Source organism: Psychrobacillus faecigallinarum, from assembly GCF_014836595.1.
Taxonomy (GTDB): Bacteria; Bacillota; Bacilli; order Bacillales_A; family Planococcaceae; genus Psychrobacillus; species Psychrobacillus faecigallinarum.
This window is the reverse complement of record NZ_JACSQO010000001.1, coordinates 412,881-437,070: the sequence shown is the minus strand read 5'-3', so window position 1 is coordinate 437,070 and position 24,190 is coordinate 412,881. Positions and strand designations below refer to the sequence as shown.

The 24,190-nt window shown below is 33.9% G+C and carries 22 protein-coding genes and 1 pseudogene; 17 read left to right on the top strand and 6 right to left on the bottom strand.

The genetic code is table 11. The annotated features are described in order from the left end of the window. The first annotated feature begins 55 nt into the window (after nt 1–55). The 3 genes from H9650_RS02240 to H9650_RS02230 all read left to right on the top strand — a co-directional run bounded on the left by H9650_RS02240 (nt 56) and on the right by H9650_RS02230 (nt 3,644). Nucleotides 56–1,144, top strand: a complete 1,089-nt coding sequence (locus tag H9650_RS02240; protein WP_191696453.1) for an SDR family oxidoreductase — start codon at nt 56–58, stop codon at nt 1,142–1,144. Nucleotides 1,145–1,366: 222 nt separating this feature from the next. Then, on the top strand, nt 1,367–2,137 hold the full coding sequence (locus tag H9650_RS02235) for a TerC family protein (protein ID WP_151110749.1): 771 nt from the start codon (nt 1,367–1,369) through the stop codon (nt 2,135–2,137). A 154-nt stretch (nt 2,138–2,291) separates the two neighbouring features. Continuing rightward, the gene (locus tag H9650_RS02230) at nt 2,292–3,644 is read left to right on the top strand and encodes a TrkH family potassium uptake protein (RefSeq protein ID WP_151110747.1); all 1,353 of its coding nucleotides are present in this window, start codon (nt 2,292–2,294) and stop codon (nt 3,642–3,644) included. A 198-nt stretch (nt 3,645–3,842) separates the two neighbouring features. Here H9650_RS02230 and H9650_RS02225 read toward each other — a convergent pair whose 3' ends face one another. Beyond that, nucleotides 3,843–5,606, bottom strand: a complete 1,764-nt coding sequence (locus H9650_RS02225; RefSeq protein ID WP_191696452.1) for a B12-binding domain-containing radical SAM protein — start codon at nt 5,604–5,606, stop codon at nt 3,843–3,845. Nucleotides 5,607–5,782: 176 nt separating this feature from the next. Between H9650_RS02225 and H9650_RS02220 the strand changes: the two genes are divergently transcribed. Together H9650_RS02220 and H9650_RS02215 are read left to right on the top strand one after the other, a co-directional pair. Continuing rightward, a complete protein-coding gene (locus H9650_RS02220; protein WP_186318117.1) occupies nt 5,783–6,838 on the top strand; it encodes an ATP-binding protein in 1,056 nt (351 codons plus the stop codon). A 77-nt stretch (nt 6,839–6,915) separates the two neighbouring features. Continuing rightward, on the top strand, nt 6,916–7,359 hold the full coding sequence (locus tag H9650_RS02215) for a MarR family winged helix-turn-helix transcriptional regulator (RefSeq protein ID WP_144537796.1): 444 nt from the start codon (nt 6,916–6,918) through the stop codon (nt 7,357–7,359). A 39-nt stretch (nt 7,360–7,398) separates the two neighbouring features. On the opposite strand, the gene H9650_RS02210 is transcribed toward H9650_RS02215, so the two are convergent. The 3 genes from H9650_RS02210 to H9650_RS02200 form a co-directional block, all read right to left on the bottom strand. Beyond that, nucleotides 7,399–7,995 (bottom strand): LptM family lipoprotein, encoded by a 597-nt coding sequence (locus tag H9650_RS02210; RefSeq protein WP_191696451.1) that lies wholly within the window; start codon nt 7,993–7,995, stop codon nt 7,399–7,401. Between the two features lie 42 nt (nt 7,996–8,037). Beyond that, nucleotides 8,038–8,649 (bottom strand): CPBP family intramembrane glutamic endopeptidase, encoded by a 612-nt coding sequence (locus H9650_RS02205; RefSeq protein ID WP_144537800.1) that lies wholly within the window; start codon nt 8,647–8,649, stop codon nt 8,038–8,040. Between the two features lie 124 nt (nt 8,650–8,773). Next, the gene (locus H9650_RS02200; protein WP_144537802.1) at nt 8,774–8,962 is read right to left on the bottom strand and encodes a YkvS family protein; all 189 of its coding nucleotides are present in this window, start codon (nt 8,960–8,962) and stop codon (nt 8,774–8,776) included. Nucleotides 8,963–9,084: 122 nt separating this feature from the next. Here H9650_RS02200 and H9650_RS02195 point away from each other — a divergent pair, with 122 nt between their 5' ends. The 7 genes from H9650_RS02195 (at nt 9,085) to H9650_RS02165 (ending at nt 14,942) form a co-directional block, all read left to right on the top strand. Continuing rightward, entirely contained in the window at nt 9,085–9,273 is a 189-nt protein-coding gene (locus H9650_RS02195) for a hypothetical protein (protein ID WP_144537804.1), read from the top strand. A gap of 110 nt (nt 9,274–9,383) precedes the next feature. Continuing rightward, nucleotides 9,384–9,560: an aspartyl-phosphate phosphatase Spo0E family protein gene (locus H9650_RS02190; protein ID WP_144537806.1), complete on the top strand. Its 177-nt coding sequence runs from the start codon at nt 9,384–9,386 to the stop codon at nt 9,558–9,560. Nucleotides 9,561–9,580: 20 nt separating this feature from the next. Beyond that, a complete protein-coding gene (locus tag H9650_RS02185; RefSeq protein WP_144537808.1) occupies nt 9,581–10,522 on the top strand; it encodes an AAA family ATPase in 942 nt (313 codons plus the stop codon). Continuing rightward, entirely contained in the window at nt 10,519–11,673 is a 1,155-nt protein-coding gene (locus H9650_RS02180; protein ID WP_191696450.1) for a DUF58 domain-containing protein, read from the top strand. The genes H9650_RS02185 and H9650_RS02180 overlap by 4 nt, the downstream gene beginning before the upstream one ends. After that, nucleotides 11,666–12,913, top strand: a complete 1,248-nt coding sequence (locus H9650_RS02175) for a DUF4129 domain-containing protein (protein WP_191696449.1) — start codon at nt 11,666–11,668, stop codon at nt 12,911–12,913. Before H9650_RS02180 ends, H9650_RS02175 begins: the two co-directional genes overlap by 8 nt. Nucleotides 12,914–13,099: 186 nt before the next feature. Next, the gene (locus H9650_RS02170) at nt 13,100–13,969 is read left to right on the top strand and encodes an NAD(P)-dependent oxidoreductase (protein ID WP_191696448.1); all 870 of its coding nucleotides are present in this window, start codon (nt 13,100–13,102) and stop codon (nt 13,967–13,969) included. 67 nt (nt 13,970–14,036) lie between these two features. After that, entirely contained in the window at nt 14,037–14,942 is a 906-nt protein-coding gene (locus H9650_RS02165; protein ID WP_154311229.1) for a chemotaxis protein, read from the top strand. Between the two features lie 178 nt (nt 14,943–15,120). Here the strand turns inward: H9650_RS02165 and H9650_RS02160 are convergent, their stop codons facing one another. Further along, on the bottom strand, nt 15,121–15,588 hold the full coding sequence (locus H9650_RS02160) for a YkyB family protein (protein ID WP_144537818.1): 468 nt from the start codon (nt 15,586–15,588) through the stop codon (nt 15,121–15,123). 204 nt (nt 15,589–15,792) lie between these two features. Between H9650_RS02160 and H9650_RS02155 the strand changes: the two genes are divergently transcribed. From H9650_RS02155 to H9650_RS02145, 3 genes and pseudogenes are all read left to right on the top strand, one after another. After that, complete coding sequence (locus H9650_RS02155; RefSeq protein WP_191696447.1) at nt 15,793–17,829, top strand: EAL domain-containing protein; 2,037 nt, start codon at nt 15,793–15,795, stop codon at nt 17,827–17,829. A gap of 349 nt (nt 17,830–18,178) precedes the next feature. Then, nucleotides 18,179–19,087 (top strand): annotated as a pseudogene (locus H9650_RS02150) (aminoglycoside phosphotransferase family protein). 280 nt (nt 19,088–19,367) lie between these two features. Further along, nucleotides 19,368–19,823, top strand: a complete 456-nt coding sequence (locus tag H9650_RS02145; RefSeq protein ID WP_151110723.1) for a hypothetical protein — start codon at nt 19,368–19,370, stop codon at nt 19,821–19,823. 763 nt (nt 19,824–20,586) lie between these two features. Here the strand turns inward: H9650_RS02145 and H9650_RS02140 are convergent. Further along, nucleotides 20,587–21,441 (bottom strand): AraC family transcriptional regulator, encoded by an 855-nt coding sequence (locus H9650_RS02140; RefSeq protein ID WP_191696446.1) that lies wholly within the window; start codon nt 21,439–21,441, stop codon nt 20,587–20,589. 592 nt (nt 21,442–22,033) lie between these two features. Here H9650_RS02140 and H9650_RS02135 point away from each other — a divergent pair. After that, a complete protein-coding gene (locus H9650_RS02135) occupies nt 22,034–22,189 on the top strand; it encodes a hypothetical protein (RefSeq protein WP_191696445.1) in 156 nt (51 codons plus the stop codon). Between the two features lie 523 nt (nt 22,190–22,712). After that, entirely contained in the window at nt 22,713–24,188 is a 1,476-nt protein-coding gene (locus H9650_RS02130) for a spore germination protein (protein WP_191696444.1), read from the top strand. Nucleotides 24,189–24,190: the final 2 nt, after the last annotated feature.

Sequence of the window (24,190 nt, the reverse complement as noted above, 5' to 3'; positions counted from 1 at the left end):
CTTCTGTTGAAGACCCTTTTTCAGTATAATTTTATAAAAGGGGCTGATTACTAGTATGAAAAATGCACTAATGACCGGATTTCCAGGATTTTTATCTAAAAATATCATAAAAGAATTAAGGCAACAAAAGGCTTATACAACTATTTATGTGCTAGTTCTACCATCTCAACTAAAAAAAGCAGAGGAAGTAATAGCAGAAATATACGCGGATGGTTTGGACGATCAACGAATTGTGGTTATTGAAGGAGATATTACACTTCCTAATGCAGTGTTAGATGGGCATATATTAGAAGAATTAAAGCATAAAATCGATTATGTTTGGCATTTAGCTGCTATTTATGATTTAGCTGTTCCTAAAGATATCGCATGGAAAGTTAATGTTCAAGGGACAAAGCTGTTTAATGAATTGGTCCTTCAGTTACCAAAATTAAAAAGGTATATGTATTTTAGTACTGCATACGTGGCTGGAAGAAGAGAAGGCAAGCTATTAGAGACAGAGCTCGTTAAGCCTAATGATTTTAAAAACCATTACGAGGAAACAAAATACGAGGCAGAAGTATTAGTTGATAAACTAAAAAAACAAATTCCACTTACTATTATTAGACCGGGAATAGTGAGAGGCCATTCTAAAACAGGAGAAACGATTAAATTTGATGGACCTTATTTCTTTATCAACATGATTAATAAGCTAAAAGGTCTTCCATTTTTACCTTATCTGGGGAAATCATCATCTTTTATTAATGTAGTTCCATCAGATTACATAACAAAAGCGTCCATATATAGTTGCTTTGATAAAGAAGCAGAAGGATTGACTATACATTTAACAGACCCTAAACCTTACCCGGTGGAAGAGGTATATAGAGCTTTTGTAAAAGAACTTACTGGAAAATATCCAAAGGGGAGATTACCACTAGGACTAGCAAAGGTATCAGTGTCTATTTTACCAATAAGAAAATTTCTTCAAGTAGAAAAAGAAACATTAGACTATCTTACATGGAATTCTTCTTTTGATACAACAAATGCTGAAAAAGTTTTATCAAAGGGTAATATTACTTGTCCAGATTTTATTGAATCGGTTCCCGCTATGATTTGTTTTTATAATAAACATAAAGATGATTCAAATTATCATATCCATATTAAGTAATTTTTCTTTACTAATTTGGAAAATGTGTTATTATAGTTTATATAACTAAATAGACTTTTGACATTTGTCAAAGGGGAGTAGCTATAGGGAAACCTATTTCATAGTCGTCATTACATGGCTTAGCCATCGGTTATGATAGCAATTATTTAAAATTTGCTTAGCAAGACCTTTGCCTTTTTAGGCAGGGGTCTTTTTATTTGCAAAAAAAAAGGAGGATATTTAATGGATTACGGAATTTTATTGGAGTACGGGTGGGTTTTACTAGTTCTAGTAGGACTAGAGGGACTACTAGCAGCTGACAATGCAGTAGTTATGGCGGTAATGGTTAAGCATTTACCGAAAGCTCAACAAAAAAAGGCATTGTTTTATGGTTTGCTAGGAGCGTTCGTATTTAGATTTCTCGCTTTATTTATGATCACTTTCTTGGTTAATATTTGGCAGGTACAGGCAATAGGTGCTGCTTATCTATTGTTCATATCTATTAAACATATTTACGATCAACGGAAAAATCCAGGACCGCATATTGAAACGGACAATCTTGAAGAAGGCGCAAAAGGTTCAGGTTTCTGGATGACTGTATTAAAAGTAGAGCTTGCGGATATCGCTTTTGCTATTGACTCTATGCTTGCTGCTGTGGCTATTGCAGTAACCTTACCATATTGGGGAGAATTTGAGATTGGTGGCATCAATGGAGGACAATTTGCAGTTATGTTCATTGGTGGTATCATTGGATTAATTATTATGCGTTTTGCTGCTCATAAATTTGTTCAATTACTCGAAAAATATCCAACACTCGAAACTGCAGCATTTTTAATTGTAGGTTGGGTAGGGGTTAAATTGACCGTACTGACATTGTCTCATCCTAATGTAGGAATTTTAGATGAGCATTTTCCACATTCAACTGGCTGGAAATTGACATTCTGGATAGTATTACTGGTAATTGCTATAGGTGGTTATTTACTAGGTGTAGCTAAAAATAAAAAGACAGCTTAACATATAATAAAAAGTAGTGTAAATATATTGTATTGAAGCACTTGGATGTTTAAGAATTTAAAAGCATGAAAAGATAGTTTAGTTAAAGCTATCTTTTTATGCTTTTTTTTTTTACAATGATGAAACAGGCTTCTTGTTGAAAGGAACATCTAAGATGATAAATAATACTTTTAAAGCAAGGTTCAAAATGACACCAGCCCAGATTATTGTGTCGTATTATTTTATAGCAATTGCAGTTTCGGTTATATTACTCTGCCTACCCGGAGTACATAGACCCGGAGTACATGTAGATTTTATTGATAGTTTGTTTACAGCAGTTAGCGCAGTTAGTGTTACTGGATTGACAACTATAAATGTTGCAGATACATACACACCTTTTGGGTATATTATGCTTATTTTGATTCTCCAGCTCGGGGGAATAGGAATTATGTCATTAGGGACTTTTATTTGGCTTCTAGCTGGAAGAAGAATCGGATTAAGAGAAAGACAATTAATCATGGTCGATCATAACCAATCTAAAATGTCAGGCGCTGTTTTACTGATAAAGGAGATTGTCAAAATTCTTTTGGTAATTCAGTTAGTTGGCTCCATATTATTAACCATTTACTTTACACAATACTACGATACGTTTAAAGTTGCCCTAATGCATGGGGTGTTTACTTCTGTTTCAGCTACTACTAATGCCGGATTTGATATAACAGGTGAATCCTTAGTACGTTACCATCATGATTATTTTGTACAAATTATTACAAGTTTGATGATTATATTTGGAGCAATTGGATTTCCTGTTCTTATAGAGGTCAAGGAATTTTTGTCTAATAAAAATAAAAATTTTCGTTTTTCTTTATTTACAAAGCTGACTACACTAACTTACGGAGCATTATTAGTATTAGGTACGATAATGATATTCTTACTAGAAATGTTTAACACATTCAAAGATATGCCTTGGCATGAAAAATTCTTTACTGCCTTATTTCATTCCGTTTCTACTCGTTCAGCAGGCCTCACAACAGTTGATGTGACTTTATTTAATGAAGGCACCAATTTACTAATGAGTGCACTAATGTTTATCGGGGCATCACCTAGTTCTGTTGGTGGGGGTATTCGCACTACTACATTTGCAATAGCTATTTTGTTTTTGATTAATTTTTCTAGAGGCAGAGAGAACATTCAAATTTTTAATAGGGAAATTCATCTGTTGGATGTTTTCAGGGCATTTGCGGTAATTGTATTAGCGTTCCTTATGGTATTTGCAGCTACTATTGTTTTGTCAATTTCGGAACCAGATGTACCGGTAACTTCACTTCTATTTGAGATAACCTCAGCCTTCGGAACATGTGGTATGTCGCTAGGTGTTACTGAGGAGCTTTCTTCTTTTGGTAAAGTAGTTATTATGATCCTCATGTTCATCGGAAGAGTTGGCTTGATATCTTTCCTGTTTACTTTAGGAGGAAAAAGAAAAATTACAAAATATCACTTTCCAAAAGAAAGAGTTATTATCGGCTAACTGTATTCCATTTGTTTCACTGGCTATAGAGTTTATGTATAACCGGAAAGTTAAAATGAGGTTGGTTATGACATTAGTCATAACCAACCTCATTTTTTTATATCATAGCTTTTATCTACTCGGTTGCCCATTATAAACTGAAAGTACAGCATTTAAACGTGATACCATTCTATCCATTAAACCGCTTGAGAGAATAACTTATAGAATAAAATCTGCTAAGTTGTTGTTCTTTTGAATATAAGAAAAATGCGGTGTATTGCCTTTATGGAAAGTTGTTAGAAGGAAACCTTGCTCTTCTTTTATGACTCCTTGTTTAAACAAATTCATGTCTATAGAAATAGGTGTAATAAATGTTTGTTTGTAAATCTCTCTTTCGGTCAAATCCATCTGCGCAAATTCTTCTCCCGCTATAGACGGACTCTCTAGAAGGAGCTTGTAGATAGCAGACTGTTCTTCCTTACTCATATCGTTTTCCCACCAAGGCTTGCGAGGCTGAAATTTTTGTTTGGATAAATAATCAAGCTTCATGACACTTTTAACAGTATTTAAGGGAATCCCCTCTAGATTTCCTAAGAAATCAAATAGACGTGTATAAAGATCCTCTAATTGATGACCGATTCTAGACCAATTTCTGTCTTCCCAAAACGTCCCGAATTGTTGGAAAAAGTCGAAAGGTGTTTCAAATATATGATTGAAAAGAAATTCTAATGTCTGATCCATTCTATGTGCATTCCAATATTTTTCTAATACGTCTTCTACTTGCTTAATGCGTAATATGTCGTTGAAGCTTAAGACATTATTCGAAAAGATTTCATAAGGAGCTTGGTCAACATATACGTACCCATATTTCTCTGCTTCAACTCGTAAGCCAGTGCCTCTAAGGAGCTTTAAAAATCCAAGTTGCAGTTCTTCAGGTCGCATTTCAAATACTTCGTTAAACGTCCTTCTAAAGGATGTATAATCTTCCTCTGGCAGGCCTGCGATTAAATCAAGATGCTGATCAATTTTACCGCCACTCTTCACCATTGTGACAGTTCGTTTAAGTTTCTCAAAATTTTGTCTACGTTTTACTAACTCATTTGTTAAATCATTCGTAGATTGGACTCCTATTTCAAAGCGGAAAAGACCGGCAGGAGCGTTATCATTTAAAAATTGAATTACCTCAGGTCTCATAATATCTGCTGTTATTTCAAATTGAAAAACTACTCCTGGCAAATGTTCGTCTATTAAAAACTGGAACATTTCCATTGCATAGCTTCTGCTAATATTAAATGTACGGTCTACAAACTTAATCGTCTTTGCTCCGTTTTGCATTAGATAGCGTATATCTTCTTTTACCTTCTCGCGATTAAAGTATCTAACTCCAACTTCAATAGAAGAAAGACAAAACTGACATGAAAAAGGGCACCCTCTACTAGTCTCAATGTAGACAATTCGCTTGGATAGATATGCTAAATCCTCTTCAAAACGGTAAGGCGAGGGAGACTCTCGTAAATCTAATTTTGGTGGTAGCGGATTTAGAATAAATTTGTCGTTTTGGACATATGCTAGTCCAGGTACATCTTTTACATCTTTTTTATCGGAAAGAAAGTCTAGCGTCTCCTTGAAGGCTTGCTCTCCTTCACCAACAACAATGTAATCAATTTCTTTCACTTGTCTAAGCCATACATTCGTATCGTATGAGACTTCAGGGCCACCTAGGATAATCGTTATGGATGGATCAACTGTTTTCAGCATTTTTATCACTTTTATAGTCTCTTCAATATTCCAAATATAGCAGCTAAAGCCTACAATGCTCGGTTTTTTCTGGTACAAATCAGCTACTATATTAAAAGTAGGATCTTTAATAGTATATTCGACAATAAGGGGGGAATATTCAGGCTCAGCGTAAGCTTTAAGACAGCGTAAGGCTAAATTAGTATGAATGAACTTTGCGTTCAATGTAGTTAATATTATATTCATTTTTTCTTAACTCCTTTAGGTTTGCTTAACTATTGTAACAGTGAATATTCGTGTCGACAATATAGTCAAATATAACCATTTCCAGATTAGAATTAATGTGAAATAATCAGAATTAATTAATAATTTAAAAATTTGAAATGGTTTTCTCAGATTCTTATGAGAGGCAGGGTGAGGTAATGTTAGCAGAATACGAATACAAGCAAAGATTTGAACAGGTTTTTCAACTCTTTTCGAGTGGATTAATATTTATAAGTGAAGAAGGTAAAATTATAGATGCTAATCCTTATATAGAAAAAGTGTTGGGGCTGGACCGCACCGAATTATTGAAGATGAGTTCCAAAGCTCTTTTGAATATGCTATCTCTTAAAGGAGAGATAAAGAAAACTTTTCTACAAGATTTATCGACTAATGGACAAGCAGAATTCTTTTGTGAGCTTCAAACGTATATGGGTGACTACAAGTATCTACATTCTATTGTATCCAAACAAAGTGATTCCAATATCTTTCTTATGGAAATACATGATGAATCTGAAAAAATGTTTATGAAGAAAAGGCTCGATCATAACGAATCGCTAAGTACTCTCGGACAACTTGCTGCTAGTATAGCCCACGAGATACGAAATCCCATGACTTCCTTAAAGGGGTTCACCCAATTACTACTCAAAACAGCTACGGATGACGGTAAGAGATATTTAGATGTCATCGATCACGAGATTAACAGAATGGAAGATATATTAACCGAATTCTTGCAAGTATCCAAGCCGTGCAACAATGAATACACATACTTTGAAGTAGATCAACTTATAACAGAAGTAGCTGGCTTCATGTCCCCTCAATCTCTTATGAAAGCAATTGAGATTAATATAATTAATGAAATTTATCCCAATAATAAGGTTTTTGGGAATAGAAACTTATTAAAACAAGTTTTTATAAATGCGATTAAAAATGCTATTGAATCTATGGAAAAAAGTGGTAATATAGAGATTAGAATATCATTATATTCTAATTGTACAATTAGCGTTAAAGTTGTGGATCAGGGTAGTGGGATAGAAAAACAGGATATAGAAAACATTTTCAAGCCTTTTTTTACTACTAAATCTGCAGGAACAGGACTTGGGCTTTCCCATTCCTATGAAGTTATTGAAGCTCATGGAGGGAAAATAGAAGTAGAGAGCAATGTAGGAATAGGTACAACCTTTAATTTTCTGCTTCCATTGCACGGAACCTGCTGAGCTATTTTGACAATCTATTAGTCTGCCCTATATAATAATTGGTAATGTAATTTTTAATATAGGTGAGGATGACGACAATGACAAATGATTCAGCGAGTAGTGCTTTAAAATTATTTATAGTACTTTCCCGAGCACATAAAGTAATACATGAATGTACCAATCATTTTTTTCAAGAGAATGGACTAAATCCAACTGAATTTGCAGTTTTAGAGCTTTTGTTTCATAAAGGAAAACAACCTTTACAACAGATAGGCAATAAAATTTTGCTTGCTAGTGGTTCCATTACTTATGTGGTGGATAAACTGGAGGGAAGAGGCTTCATCAAGAGAGTGTCGAGTGATACGGATCGACGAGTTACCTATGCGGAAATAACAGAAGCAGGAACAGAGTTTATGAACGAACTTTTCCCCCGACATGAGCAACAGCTTATTCAATTAATGAATGCCTTGTCAGAAGAGGAAAAATTAGAGGCTATTGAGCTGCTAAAAAAATTAGGTTTATCGATTAAAAATTTATCCTAAAAAAAACTTCGAGCCTTTGCACGGCCCGAAGTTTTTATTTTAATCGATTTTAATTGTTTCTGCCATTTTAACAAAATCCTCTAAAGCTGGAGATTCGTTCGTATCAAAGATCGTCAATCTCACGCCTAAGCCGTCTTGTAAAAATGTGTAGCCATATACTTTGTTCTCAGTGCCTTCTGCTTCATAAGCTTTGACATCTTCTAGAAGTTTACCTGAAGGAATAAGGTTAGCTTCTGTTATCTCATCTACCTTGCCTTCAGAAGTGGAAGCTTTTAAAATTTCTACTAAATTATTTGTTATATCAGCCATATTGACCTCAGAAGCATTATAGACTTCGATTCGCATAGATTGAACATCATTATCTTTGTTGAATAACAAGTCCTTATTAGGTTCTTCGGCTGTTAGTTCGTAGCCATCTAATATTGTAATAGAGTATTCTTGGTTTTCACTTTTTACAGTAGTTCCTGAAACTTCGGTAGAATCTTTCTCTTGCTCGTTTTCAGTAGCCCCATTGCTAGTAGTATCTTCGGACGGGCTATTGTTATCGTTAGGCGTTGCTTCTTCATCTGACGCGCCACAAGCAGCAATTAGAAATGTTAATAACAAAATAGATAAAATAGAGAAAATTTTCTTCATATGAACAGCTCCCTTTTAAGTAACGGTATTAATTGCAACGTTTCATATTATTGGTAGCACCAGGAATAAAAGTAATAGTAACACAATATGAGTTACAATATTTAGTGGCATACTTTTTTTCTTTTCATAGAGTAGGCCAAAAATTACTCCCATTATAATAGCGGCGAGTACACCAATGTAAAAGCCACTTGCAATAAAGACTGCTCCGTACAAGATGGAGCTTATAATTATAGCGTTAGTAGGGGAAAGCCAATTTTTAAGGGCTACTTGGATAAAACCTCTCCAGAATAGTTCTTCACCGGGAATAATGATGAAGAATAATAAAATGTAATGCCACAAAGCAGTAGGTGCAAAGGTTCCTAAAAAGTTAGAAACTTCTTTGGTAGTTTTAGATGGTAGAAAATCTAATAGCTGATAACCTAAAACAAATAATAAATAAGTTGCTACACCATATACTATACCCCAAAATAAGTAACTAAACGTTCTCAGTTGATCTTCTATTTTTGAAAAATAGAAAGCACCAGCTGTTAAAAATAGAGTTGTAAAAGAATAAAAGTACCAAAATACTTTTTCATTTGAAAAAGTTAGCCAGCAAAAAACAAAAGCCAGCAATAAGGATATTATTAATCCTAAAAAGAGTTTGCGGTTATTCATAAAAGCACATCCTTACCATAGTCACAACAATGAAATTTATTGATAATCATGACAGTATAGTAAAAAGAATTGCTTGCTACTTAGAAAAAAACCGTTCTTCTTACGAAGAGGAACGGCATGACGTTTAATCTTCATTACTATATAATATTTTATAACGCTTATGATTGATTACCGTTTTTTCTTCTAGTTCAAGCTCGTTGAAGTTCTCCATATAAGTTAAATCAACTATTACAGAGTTTTCATTTACTTTTTCTACTATACCTTGAAGACCATCTTTAAACTCAATAATGTTGCCGACTTCAGCGATTTTCATAGATTGTCCCATCCCCTTTAAGAACATAATATAATACAGTTTGCCTTAAAAAAAGAGGTACGTAAAGTATTTTTATCAAAAGTTTTGAAACTATACATTTCTTAGACAAAAGGAGAAACATTATGCATCCGATAGATGAACAACTTGATATGTTAAAACGAGGAGAAATAGAAAGCATTCAAGTATCCAAAGAAGATTTTTTAAATTTTAGGGAAGTACTTGTTAGAAGAGAGGATTTTAAACACTTTAGTGGCAACGCTATGCAAGGTGGGAATATAATATATACTTATCTCAATAATCCTAGAAGTTAATGTGTTCGTGCATTAACCTACCTAAAATAGTCGGTATATTCTGATTTCTAAAGGTTTAACTGTAAGTAAAATGAGGAAAATATACATTTTGCAAAAAGGGGAGTTCTCTCATGATGGAATCTATTTTAAATAGGCTAGAGACTACAAGAGAAAAGATGATTCAATCTGCTATAGAAAATGGTGTAACTAATAGAGAAACTATTCGCCTAAGTGAAGAACTTGATCATTTACTGAATGAATTTCATTCTCAAGTAAAGCAGCATAGTACTTCTGAACAGCTTGAATAGTATTTGGGGAGAGATTAGAAATGGACGCAGCTTTAATCAAACTAAAAAAAGAGTTGAATAGTTCAATCATTGGTAGAGAAAGAGAACTTGATTTTATGTTAATAGGGTTATTAGTTCAAGGTCACGTATTGTTGGAAAGTGTTCCGGGTTCTGGTAAAACAATGATGGCCAAGTCATTTGCCGAAGCTATTCAAGGGGTGTTTAAAAGAATACAATTTACACCAGATGTACTTCCCACAGATGTAACAGGAATCAGTTATTTTCACCCGAAGCAACAAGAATTCGTATTACGGGTGGGGCCAGTGATGAGCAATATTTTACTTGCAGATGAGATCAATCGTGCGACTCCCAGAACTCAATCTAGCCTCTTAGAGGCTATGGAAGAAAAGCAAGTCTCAATTGATGGAGAAACTATTAAGCTACCATATCCTTTTATGGTTTTAGCAACACAAAATCCAATAGAGTCTCAACAAGGAACTTTTCCGTTACCAGCTGCTCAGTTAGATCGTTTTCTTTTTAAGCTTAACATTGGTTATCCAACTATGAAGGAAGAAAATGATATTCTTAAACAATTTGGTAAAACACCTGGAGAAGTGAAAACAAAACAAGTTGTAACTTTGCAACAAATAGAAGAATGGTCAAAGCAAGTAAATAATATTAAAGTGCATGATGATATATATACTTATATTGTGCAAATAGTCCAAAGTTCAAGGAAACACCCATACATAGAACTGGGATTAAGTAGTCGAGCTTCTTTGGCAATGTTACAGGCTGCTAAAGCGTACGCCTTTTTAAATGGTAGAGATTATGTTATTCCTGATGATATTAAGAACATCATAGATCCAGTTTGTCTTCATCGATTAAGGCTTTCTTCACAAGGTATGCTCATTCATGATTTACAAGAAATTATGAGTGAATTGATTAGAGAAATAGAAGTGCCTGTTGAGGCGAAAATTCAATGATTTGGAAACGGCAAGATTTAAGTTTTAAATATACAAAAAAATATGTAGAGATATTATTAATATGTGCTGTAGCATGTTTCTTTTTTAAACAAACATTACTTCTTGTTATTATTTCGTTTCCGTTATTTCTTGTACTTTTCCAGTTGTATTATTTTCGGAAGGTTGGAAATGGACTAGTGTTTGTAAATGACAAAAAAAGGGTTCGTTTAATGAAAGGGACTACTGCTTTTTTGGAATTGTCTTTTCAGAACAATGGTTTACCAATTTGGAACGGTGCCATAGTATTAACATTTCAGGATTGTATTGCTCCATTCGATGCAGATTATAACTCTGCCTCAGGTTTTTATGAAGTAAATGTTCCTTTTTCAATTGGATACAAAAAATCAGTCACAGTTCAAATTCCTGTAGTAGGTATACGAAGAGGACTTTCTAGGATAAAAGGAATTGAAGTTAATATTCCGCATCCATTGACTGAAGGGTCAATTATTTTGAATTATGAACCATACATATTAATGGATGCAATTGTATATCCAACTATTTATACAATAAAAGAAGAATTTTATCCTTCACGTTTAAAGTCAGGGGAGTTGGAATTAAATTCTTCTTTGTTTATTGATCCCTACTTTCCTGTTGGAACGAGAGATTACGAGCCAGGAGATCAATTTAATCATATTCATTGGAAAGCAAGTGCTAAAACCCAGCAACTTCAAACAAAAGTATTTACCAAAGTTGCTAATGTGTCTGTATTGTTTTTGGTGAATCTTGCAGATGGGTATAGAATGGTCCATGATTTTGAAAAAAAGATAGAGTGGCTTGCTTCTCATATAGAGGCTTGCTACAAAGCAAATGTCCCATTTGCTTTTGGTATCAATATTCGATCATCTGGAAAGAGGCCGTTTATTTATATTCCAATAGGTTCAGGAGATACACATAGAGTACAAGCGTTAGAGTGGCTTTCCATTTTATCAACTAGTAATATCACTGTTCCTTTTGAAAATATAATTAGATATATAGAAGCCCATGAGGAGTTACCGATGTCTGCATATATCCTGTCCCAACAGATGGAGAAGTATCAACCAATTTTAAGGACTTGGGAACAAAAAACGAGTGTTAACTATCTTTTGGAATACGAGGGAGAAAATTATGATTAATAATTCAAACCCTACGCATAAAATTCAAATAGTGTCATTTGAAAAATACCTTCAGGATATGTGGATTTTCGCAATTATATTTGTCATATTATTAAACGAGGCAATTGTTAGCACGCCTCTTTTATGGATTATTCTACAGTTCATAACGGTGTTTGTTGCCAATTACATTTTTTCTAAATCTGGGCCAAATATTTTAGTAGCAATAGGTCTGCCGCCTGTTTTATTAACTGTGTTATTATTGTTCGGTATTCCAATATGGTTATATGTTATAAGTGTATTAATAAGTGCTTGGAGCTTACATGCTAGATATAATTTGATACAATCTGACCCAAATAGTGATTCACCATATTCATTAGTATTTTTTGCAACATTTCTCTCGGTTCATTTCTTATGTTATCTATTAGCTATTGAAGATTATAAACTCCCTTTGTATAGTGTATTTATAGGTGGAGTCATATTTTTTGCAGGGGCTCGATTATTTAATGTACGGAGAACATCCCATAAACAAAAAAATGAATCATTTTTAAAGGTCTCACTTTTTTATATGATAGGAATAATAGGTATATTTCTCTTAACTCTGTTTACGTATTTTCTCACCCCTCCAATCCGGACACTATTTAACTGGGTTTTCCAAGGAATATTGGCTGTAGTAATGATTCCTTTAATGCCTCTTCTAAATGTTCTAGAGAAGTTTTTAAGTGGAATAACAAAAAAGCCAACGGAGGAAGAGCAGAAGGACGTTGGAGCAAATGGAGCCATGATGGAAGATCTTCTTCCAAATACACAGGAAGCCTCCTCTTATACATTCAATTTTGAATGGATTGTTTTGGGAGTGATAGGGTTAGCTATTTTTGGTGTTATTGCTTATTTGATTAGTAAAAAAATAGAGCAGTCAACAGAAAAGGCAAGTAATGATATTATATATAAAAATGAGGAGTTAGTTGTCCCGCTTCAAGAAGAATCATCTTCTGAAAATACTTTATATAGAGTAGAGTCTTCTTTTTTAAGAGAATTATATTTGAGTTTTGAAAAAGAGGCTAATTCTTTTGGCTTTGAGAGAGAGAAGAGTGAAACCGTGAGGGAATGGTTTCAAAGAATGCAATGGCTTGCAAAAGATGAGTTCTTTTTTATATACGAAGAAGTAAGATATGGTGGCCATACGGTCAAAAAAGATAAGGCAGAATTATATGTGCAAGAAATAGAAAAAATAAAAAAACTTTTTTTACACAAAGAGGTTTAAATTATTGTGAATGGGGCATATTAATAAAGAACACAGCAACATTCTCATTTCCCCCTTTTTAAGGGCCATCTATAGGATGGCCCTCTTTTTTTATATTTTTTCGAAAAATAAACATTCTAATGAAATATACAGAACTATTTTTTTTGATACACTATATTTAATACATAGTTAATGGAGGAATGTGAAATGTCTGAACGATTGAATATCGGATTTATTGGTACTGGTGTGATGGGGAAAAGTATAGTAAAGCATTTGTTGAAAGCAGGACATAATGTGATTGTTTATACACGTACAAAAGAAAAAGCAGACGAACTGATTTCTTTAGGGGCAACTTGGGCTTCGAAACCAAGTGAAGTTGCTAGATATACACAGTATTTGTTTACAATGGTTGGCTATCCCCATGATGTAGAAGAAGTATATTTTGGAGATGATGGAGTTTTTTCTATTGAAAATCAAGGTTTAACGGTTGTTGATCTTACAACCTCTACCCCTACGTTAGCAAAGAAGATTTATGACAAAGCGAAGGAACTTGAAATGAACTCCATAGATGCGCCAGTATCGGGAGGAGATATAGGGGCTCAGTTAGGTAAGCTTTCCATCATGTGTGGGGGAGAAAAGCAAACCTTGGATTCTATATTGCCAGTGTTAGAGCTTTTTGGAGAGACTATTCTGTATCAAGGAACAGCAGGTGCAGGTCAACATACTAAAATGTGCAACCAAATAACTATTGCTTCTAATATGATTGGTGTTTGTGAAGCTCTTGCATATGGTAAGAAAGCTGGTTTAGACTTAGAACAAGTACTACGTTCTATTACTACCGGTGCTGCAGGATCATGGTCTTTGAGTAATTTGGCTCCTCGAATAATCGGTGGCGATTTGAATCCTGGTTTTTATATTAAACACTTTATTAAAGATATGAAGATAGCTTTAGAAGAATCGGAAAGAATGAATTTAACATTGCCAGGTCTGGAGCTGGCTAAGTCGATGTATGAGGAACTTTTAGCAGAGGGTTATGAAAATAAAGGTACTCAAGCACTGATAAAGTTCTATGAATAATATAGTAATATTTTACCTTTGTATGATACAATCGAATTAATCGAAGGACATAGAAAGGAAGAGTTTTGTGAACGACCACAAAGGAATATTACTAGAGAGCGGTACAAACGAGTTAGAAATTGTTGAATTTCAAGTTGGTTCAAATAGATTTGGTATTAATGTTATAAAAGTAAAGGAAATTATTCAGCCTATACCAGTAACCTTTATCCCACATGCACATCCTCATGTGGAAGGAATCATTCAATTACGTGGAGAGGTATTACCAGTTATCCAGGTGGGGAAAGTCTTAGGTCTTCCTATAGTATCCAATACCGAGCAAGAAAAATATGTGGTGGCCGAGTTCAATAAACAAAAAGTAGTGTTTCATGTTGATAATGTTACACAGATTCATCGTATCTCATGGAACCAGATCGAAAAACCATCTGACCTTTATCAGGGAGGAACATCTCATGTTATCGGAGTCATCAAAAGAGAAGAAGAGATGCTCTTATTGCTGGACTTTGAAAGAATTATCATGGACATCAATCCCGAATCAGGTATAAGTGTGGATTCCGTGAAAAAAATGGGTAAACGGGAGCGCTCCAACAAAAAAATTGTAATTGCTGAAGATTCCCCTCTATTAAGAAAATTACTTCATGACACCCTTAATGAGGCGGGTTATGTTAATTTAGAATTCTTTGAGAATGGAAAGGATGCACTAAACTATCTTGAGAGTTTAGAAAAAATATCTCCTGATGTCTCAGAGCATGTCCAAATGGTAGTCACTGATATTGAAATGCCGCAAATGGACGGTCATGCATTAACAAAGATGATTAAAGGAAATAATAATTTATCAAAGCTTCCTGTCGTTATTTTTTCTAGTTTGATCACCGACGACTTGCGTCACAAAGGAGATCAAGTTGGAGCAGAAGATCAAGTAAGTAAGCCAGAAATAACAGAACTTGTTCTCAAAATTGATCAATATATTTTATGAGTAATATTTCTAAAAAAAAGGCTATCAATTCGTAATGAATTGGTAGCCTTTCTTAATTTCTTTTAGTACGTTAAGTAACCTACTGTAATTTCATAACAGTATTTTAGTTATGAGATTACATAAGCGTTCTTTAATAGATGCTAGCCCTTAAAAGGCCTGTCCTCTTGACAAAAACAATTCATCTATCTAAATAAGATTTCATCGAGCTTGGACGCTTGTTGGATACACGCGTAAACTTAGCGGTGCAAGATGTAGAGTGATTAGTGGACTTTCTTGTAGTAGCTTGGGGAGGCCCTATATAATCGGTTAATAGTTGTTTTGCCGTTTTTAAATTCATTTTCCTGATAGGGTTTCTATAAGTATCATCTAAGTGACCAAGATGCTGTAAAGTTTTGAAATCTTCTTTTACCGGTAGAATATGGAAGTAATAATCTGCGCACTGTACTAAAACGGAGGATTGCTGTTGGCTATTTTTAGGGTTTCTAACAAAATGGAGTCCAATTTTACTTGCTCTTTTTTCTTTAATCATTTTTTTGATAGCTAGCCTTTTCAGTTCATAAAGTGGTTTATTGTCTAAAGCGGTTTTTGCATGCCTATTAACAGTATATATAGCAGTAGCCAATTGCTTGTCTGATTCAGAAATCATAAATAGTTCACTCCTTTCTTTTTATCTTTCTCTCTTATATACTATCATACCAACTTATACAAAAATTGTGTACACTAATCAAAAAATACTATATGAAAATATTTTGTAACCGCTACGTTAAGAGATGTAATTATCTGACGATATAATATAGTATAATGTGTGGATTTAGTGATATGTCTTAATATGAGGCAACTGGAGGATTACATGAACAATAACGAACAGCTTAAGAAGAATAATTACTTAGTAGATATGATTCATGAACAGCAAAACCTACTAACCTGCCTATTTAAAAAAAACAAAAACAGTACCTATACGATTATTTATACAAATAAAGCGGCAACCAATTTTTGGGGAGAGGCACATATAAAAAACAACACTTTTAGTGAGGAATTATTGTCTCAACTGTTACCACTATTTACAAGTATTAAAGATGAACAACAAAATGTTAATAGCAATTATGAATTGTTGTTAAATGATAAACGATACACTTTTGATATCTCTATAATAGCTATTGAAGAGAAAGATATATATGGAATGATGATGTACGATAAAACAAATCAACTTCCTATAAATGATTCCTCAAAGATTACAGATAAATACATTTCTCTTATTGAGAATAATATAGATACAGTTCTTATTATTGACCAAGTGGGTATTATTCAATACGCCAATAAAATTATTTTAAAGGTTTTCGGCTACGAAGAGAAAACTCTTTTGCATCAGCCGATTGAGCAATATATCAGTGAGGAATCTCTAAGAAACTTTCAGCTTATTATTAAACAGACAATGAGTGGTTATTCTACAGAAATGCAAAATTGCTTAATTCAGCATGAAAAAGGACATTTCATCTCCACTTATTTAAAAGCAATACCAATCATTAGTGGTGGTACGGTTAAAGGTTTACATTTAGTGCTTCGTAATACAATTAGTGATTCCGAGGAACAAGACCAATTATTTTATCTTGTATACCATGATCACTTAACTGGTTTATGGAATAGACGTGCATTGAAGGAGCACCTAAGTGAAAATATCAAGCAAGCTTCTAAAACAAATAGTGAAATCTCTATTATTCGAATAGATCTGGATCGGTTTAAATTGATTAATGAATCTTTGGGATACACTTCTGGAGATGAGCTTTTAAAAAAAATTGCTGACCGGTTAAGCCTTTATATTGATAAATCGAGTAACCTTTATAGACAAAGCGGAGATGAGTTTGTCTTTTTGTTAAAAGGTAAAACGAAGGATGAAACTAGCCAGTTTGCAGAAAGCATATTAACAGAGCTTGCCAAGCCTATTTATCTAGATCATCAAGAATACTTCGGTACAGCTTCTATTGGAATTTCAATGTTCCCGTATGATGGACAGAAACAAGATGAACTTTTATTAAAGGCAGATCAAGCTTTATATGTAGCTAAAGATAGAGGAAGAGCCCATTATCGATATTTTCAGGAGCAAATGAATCTATCTTTTCCAAACGAGGCCTTGATGGAGTCGCATTTAAGAAGAGCAATTGAAAAGGAAGAGCTATCTATTCATTATCAGCCGCAAGTTAATCTATTAACTGGGGAGATTAATTCATTCGAGGCTTTGTTACGCTGGAACAATAGAAAATTTGGATATGTATCGCCTATGCACTTCATACCAATAGCTGAAAAGTCAGGAATCATTTTCAAATTGGGAGATTGGGTATTGGAAGAGGTTTGTAGCCAATTAAAGCTTTGGCAAGATAAGGGCTACCGAATGGTTAGAATCGCTATGAATATTTCTCCACAGCAATTTAAGCAAGATAACTTTGCCTCAAAAATTAGAGAAAAGATAAATAAGTATAATTTATTGCCTTCATCGTTAGAAGTTGAAATTACAGAAAGTGCGATGACTGATCTGCAGGATACCTTCACTATTCTTAAGGAATTAAAGGACATAGGGGTGGTAATTTCAATTGATGATTTTGGGACGGGTTACTCTTCTCTTAGCTATTTAAGAAAATATCCAATTGACATTATTAAAATTGACCAGTCATTTATAAAGGATATGGAAACAGATGAAAAGAGTGCTGCAATCGCAACTACAATTATTCGTCTCGCTCATAGCCTTGGTATGGAAGTAATAGCTGAAGGAGTAGAAAAGGATACTCAAGTGGAAATACTAAAAGCAGCCAACTGTCAAAAGGCCCAAGGTTTCTTTTTCAGTCGTCCAGTTCCGATAGAGGACATAAACAAGTCATATATGAATTATTATTAAATTTAAAGGTCACATTTGGAGACGTCTTTTTCTAAATGTGGCTTTTTTTATCCTTGAATGTAAATAGTTTAGCTTCTTGGGCTAAGATTTTGAACCGGAAGATACTTGCATACAACAATTCAATAGCCTGACTCCAACAGCGACGGTGCACTACAGACTATCGCGCTCAATACGAGTAGCACTAACGATATTTAAAAGAAGAAGAAATAGCACCTTCTCCCCATATTAATACAGGATCCATTAAATTAAAATCATTACTCCTAATTGAACGAACGCAGCAATTTAATTGAACAAGTAAAACAGCCTTATTTCTATAGTTAAAAGAAGTAACTCTAAGGGGAAATAAAAATTGTACCAATTATTAAAAAAAGCACTTGAACCTTACTCATTAGGAAACGAATCATTATTCATTGAAAAAGAGTTACACAAAGGAAGTTGGAATAGTGACCTCCAAACAAGCTTTTGTCGATTCCTTGTAAATAATCAAATTCCGTTTATGCAGTTACTACCCGCTTTAGAAGATATACCTTTTACTACTATTGAATGGGAAAATGGAATTTATCGTTTTATACTTTTTGAATGGATTGAAGGCCAACATTTAACTCATTGTGATGAGTACATTGCAGAGGAATTTGGTAAAATGGCAAGAAAAATTCACGATATTTCCAGTTTATATAAAAGTAAAAGTTCTGTTTTCCCGAAGAAATCTCAACTTGTTGGTTATTCCCAATTTGTTGATAATCTTCGAAATAAATTAAAATCAACTTACATTTCATTAAAAAATTTAAAAATGTTCGATGAATATCTTGAAACAACCGAATATCATATAGAAAATGCAAGAACGAAGCATTATGACTTTATAATACAATCAGATTTAAATCCACTTAATATTATCTGGGATAAAAGTAAAAAAATAAAAGGAATTGTTGACTTTGAGTCTATAGGCTACAGCGATAGGATTGAGGGGTTAGCTTGGCTAATCAAATAGTATTCCCGAACAAATGGAATAGCTTCAACTGAGATGTCTCCAATTGTTGCAAATGCCTTTATAAATGGTTAAAAAATAAATGATTTTCTTTGTAAAAATGATATTGGCCGTCTATCTTCACTAATATGGTTATCTGGCTGCATAAATTGGAACTTCGTAAGAAATACAACTAAAATCTTAGAAACTAATAATGAAGAAATATTTAGAGAACACATTGAGGCTTATAAACAGCGTGGCGAAAAATTGTTGAAAATGATTCCCAAAAATTAGGGTTATTGTTCAACTAACGGTGTGCTTTATAGGAACAGGGCTATCAGTAAACGGCCATTAATGATATTCAACTAAAGGTGCAGGTTGTTTAATCAGGACTTGCAAATTTGGAAAAATTATGAAAGATCATTTTCATAAACATATATAATGCCAATTTTGAGGATTCTTATTAAACTAACGAATGCTTTAGTTAAAAATGTTTGTTGCTTAGGCAATTCTTTTTTCTTATTGAATTATCATTAGTGGTTAGTTACAAAACGGCATGTGAGGTAGGAATAGTATGCAATATAATTTAGCTTTCAATATACCAACCTACACGGATGATGAATCAACTTTTCCAAAGCCATTAAACGGAAATTACGATTATTGGACAGTATTATTCGAACACTTTTTAACATGTTCAAATACAATTGAAATTCATTGTTGGAACGAAGAGATTGAAACTATTTCAGAGATTAAATCTCTCTGTAAAAATGAACAAGAGATCGTTAAGGGAGAAAATCTCACTATATTTAGGTGTCAAAAACAGGCTCCCCTTTCAGATTATTTATTGAATAACTATTTAAATAAAATAGGAGAGTTCAAGTGGTTCACTGTTAATTTAGACAAGGATATGGTGTCTGCGTTTCATTCGGGGCACTGGGGGACGGAATTCTTTGTACCTAATGCATTAAAAAGTGATGTTGCATTAATCAAAAGTTTAATTCCCGATGAAACAAGTTTTCATCAAAGTTAACAATTCTTTATTCAACTTACGAGGTGCTTTACTTCAAGAAGGAGTAAAGCCTCTCCATTATCTGTCCTTCAATTTACTTTAGGTATTAATCCTAGCTTCAATACTTCTTATTAAACTAATCTTCCCCTTTAGTTCAATAAGAAAGGCGTAATAATACAAGCAGTAATGGAGTCTTTATGGACATCCATTCTACATGCACGATCAATGATTACTTCCATTGTAATCATCCTTTCTACGGCAAATAGTATTGAAGGCTGGTGCAATAACCAGAGTAGGATTAATCTCCCATGAGTGCTTCCCGTAAGGGAGCGACAGTCTGTGATGCACCGTGGTCGTTGTAGTCAGACTAACGGATGGGCTCTATGGCACCATAGTTGATCGACCTTCCTTTCCCAGCCGTAGTATCCTATACCCGTTCTATAAACATTTTCATCCTCTGTGGTGTAGCGCTGATTTTGCGCTACATGGATGGCTAACGGGTGCTTCGTTAAATATTCGCTTACCGAAATAATCAATCTTTGTTCAAAATAGGGGCTATAATTTACTATTAGAATCAACATTTGTAGCTGTGTTTTAATCAATCTTTATTCAAAACCAGCAGATACACCGTGCTTATATAAATATTAGTTTACTCAAAGATAAAGCCTCCTTGCCTGGTTTGGTCTCTGATAACACTCCGTTAAGTCTCGGAAAGGATATCTAGCCTCCATTCAAAAATCCCACTAGTCGTTTTGGCGTCGACTAATGGGACATCTATTTCAAATTATTTTAATGGAACCCAAATTTCTGAATAGCAATCTGGACTGAATGGATCATCTTCTGTATACATTTCGAACTCTGGAGTACCTGCATGTTGATATCCGTTAGCAGGGAACCATTCAGAAAAAATTTGTTTCCAAACTTTTGTCATTGCATCAGGCATTGGACCATGTACTTCAAAAACACCCCATTTAGAAGCTGGAAGTTCGATTACTTCAAATCCTTCTTTAACGTCACCTGCATATTCTGTAGCAACCCAATAGTCAATTTTCTCATTAGGTTTTGCAACACAAATACCAAGAACTCCTTTAATTTGTCCATTATTAATTTGTGCTAGCTTGTTAGTAGTGCCATCACCATTTAATTCATCCCACATTTTAGGAATTCCGATTAAATTGCCCTCATTCTCAAGTAAAAATTCTTTCTTTACACCTATTGCTTGGAAGCCTTCACGTTCTACGATTTGATATTTCATTGGTTCTGCCCCTTTCAATCTCACCTCTATTACGAGGCGGCTATATGATTTGATTTTGCCAATATTTTTCCTAGCGTCACTTGGTGAAACCTCATGCTGACGCCTAAAGGCTTTTGAAAAAGCCTCGGGAGAATCATAGCCGTACTTAAATGCAAGGTCGATAACCTTACAGTCTGTTCTTTTTAACTCATCTGCCGCCAAAGTCAATCTTCTCCGCCGAATATATTCACCTACTGAGATCTCTGTTAATAATCCAAATGTTCGTTGAAAATTGAATGCAGAAGAGTTTACTTCATTTGCAATGTCCTCTATCGAAATTTCTTCTAATAAATTTTCTTCGATATAGTTAATTGCTTTTTGTAACGATTCTAACCAAGCTGACATGCTATTTCCTCCTTAATTAAATAGTAAAATTATTTCACATTAAATACCTGTCTTTAAATGCTCTGTTCTGTCAGGATTCATTTCTATAAATAATTTTATCTTTTAATTCACCAAAATAAAGGGGTATCCTAAAAGTTACATTGAAATAAAATTCTTAAGTAATGTGTAATAAGAATCTACTAGCTTTTCACAGGGGGGTGAAATGTTTGCTGTTTCGTTAGGAACCTCACAGGAACAGCAAAAAAGTAGCGTTTGAAATCCTTCGTTCATGCGGTGCGAGAATTCGATGGGATGTTTAATATAATGAGTGGAATAGAATAAGAATTGGTAAAAATAAAAGACTTAAAATAGAGACGTATTAAAAGAACCCTACTTCCTGGGTTCTTCATTTTAAATACCTAAAAGATTGTGAAAAGATGTACTTAAAGTAACGGGTGCTTTAGCAAAATATGGCTATCTTTTAGATGGTCTATTTTTATGTCAAAACATTAAGTTGATCCCAGATATGCAACTAAAGGGGCAGATTACTTTTTAAAAAATACTGTTATCTGAAATTTATATTCACATTAACTTTTGTTTAAGGATGGTTAAAATGATACTTTTATTTAAATCACTTGGATTTGGGGTTCTATTTGGATTAGTTATGTTACTTGCAAATTACGATAAGCCAAGTAAACTTTTGATTTTCCTTAAATACTTTTTAATAGGTACAGGCGGATATTTTTTATATGAATGGATTATGGGGTGAATTCCCTCTTTTTCTTTTACCAAAAGAAAGTTTGTGAAATATTGTACTTAAACTAAACCAGCTAATAGAGTGTCAAGAAAAATTGATCATTAGGGAAACGATAAAGATTCCTCTAGTTAGGGTAACAAAGACTAAGATTTATCAAAGATTAGATATTCAAGCAAGATTTGAGAAAAAAATTGATAAATTTCCTCAATGCAAGGGACTCCTTCAAGTTATTAGGAGACAGTCTGAGAAAGAAAAAAAGCTGGATAAAAATATGCGTAATGACAATAGAGGAATGGAATGCAAAATATGAGGTGAAATTTAAAGAGAAAACAGGAATGACACGAATATAGTGAGCAAATTTAAATTTTGTCCTTCCATTTATTTTATGGATCGCCGTTGATTTCTTGAGTGGTTAAAGATGTGCCTCTGCATCTTATAAATTTAGTTTCGTATATTTTAAACTTAAAAAGCTAACAATGGGATTAATATGGAATTTTACCGTTCTTCCAAAAACATATAGAGGTGAGGGATGTACATGTTTTGGAAAAAACAATCAAATGAAAATAAGTCTGTTTCTCAATCAAACGCAGAATCAGAATTATCAATAGAAGCTCTAAAAAAAGCCCTGGTTCAAATGGATGATGCGGAATTTTTGGAAATCAACATTTCTGAAAATCAAAATGTTAATCTTATCTACGTAAGAACCCTGATTGACCAAGAAAGATTAAATGAAAGCATTGTAAAACCTTTATCAAACTTTTCCAAACAATCCATTCAGGAATACAATGTTCACTCAAAAATAAACTCCATTTCCACGTTTAAAGAGGCAAAAAAGCAACTGTTTAAAGGATCAGTCTTGTTATTTGACAATTCGTCAAACCTTTGGTTCGCTATCCCTTTAAAAAATCCACTTGGACGTGCAATTGAACCATCTGATACTGAAACCATCCTTTTAGGAGCAAAAGACAGCTTCAGTGAACAGCTAGAACAAAATATTACGCTCATTCGTAGACGTCTTCCAACACATGATCTGAAAACAGAGAAGTTCACCGTTGGTTCTTTAAGTGAGACAAATGTGGTCTTATTGTACATAGAAGGGCTGACCAATCCAGAATTTGTTTCAATCGCCAAAAAGAAGATTTCGGAAATTAGTTATGATCTCTTCTTTGATTCTTCTCAAGTAGCGGCATTCATTGAGGAACATCAAGACAGTATTTTCCCTCAGTTTCAGCAAACTGACCGACCTGATGTTGTTGCTTATTCACTGGGATTAGGAAAAATTACGATTCTGGTAGATAATACACCTTTTGCTCTCGTTGCTCCAATTACTATTTTTCATTTGTTCCAATCACCAGAGGATTATATTAATCGATGGGTAGTTGCCAGTTTTTTACGCATAATCCGATATGTAAGTTTTATTCTGTCTATCACATTAATCCCATTCTACGTGGCATTAACAACTCATCACTATCAAATGATTCCTTTACAAACACTTTTCGTCTTGGTGGAGTCAAGGAGCAAACTTCCTTTCACTCCTTTTTGGGAAGCATTTATCATGTTGATTTTTATTGAAATTATAAAAGAAGCAAGCTTAAGGATGCCAACAAAGACTGGTCAAACACTTGGGGTTATTGGGGGCATAGTAATTGGTCAAGCAGCAGTTGAGGCTGGTTTGGCAAGTAAGGTGTTGATTGTCATGGTAGGTATTTCAACTATCGGATCCTTTCTTGTTCCTAATTACCTTGTGACAAAGGCGAATTCATTGATTCAATTCATTCTTCTTATTTTTTCTTCGTTTCTTGGGATAGTAGGGATTGTTCTGGCAATGATTATCATTTTAGCCCACCTTAATGGTTTGTCTTCACTCAAGCAGCCATATTTATCTCCTGTTGCTCCTTTCTACGGGAAAGATTGGCTTGACTTATTCATTCGAGGGCCTTTAGTCAAAATGAAGAAGCGTCCAGAACATCTTAAACCGCTGAAAATGAAGAGATATCAAACTAGGAGATGAAC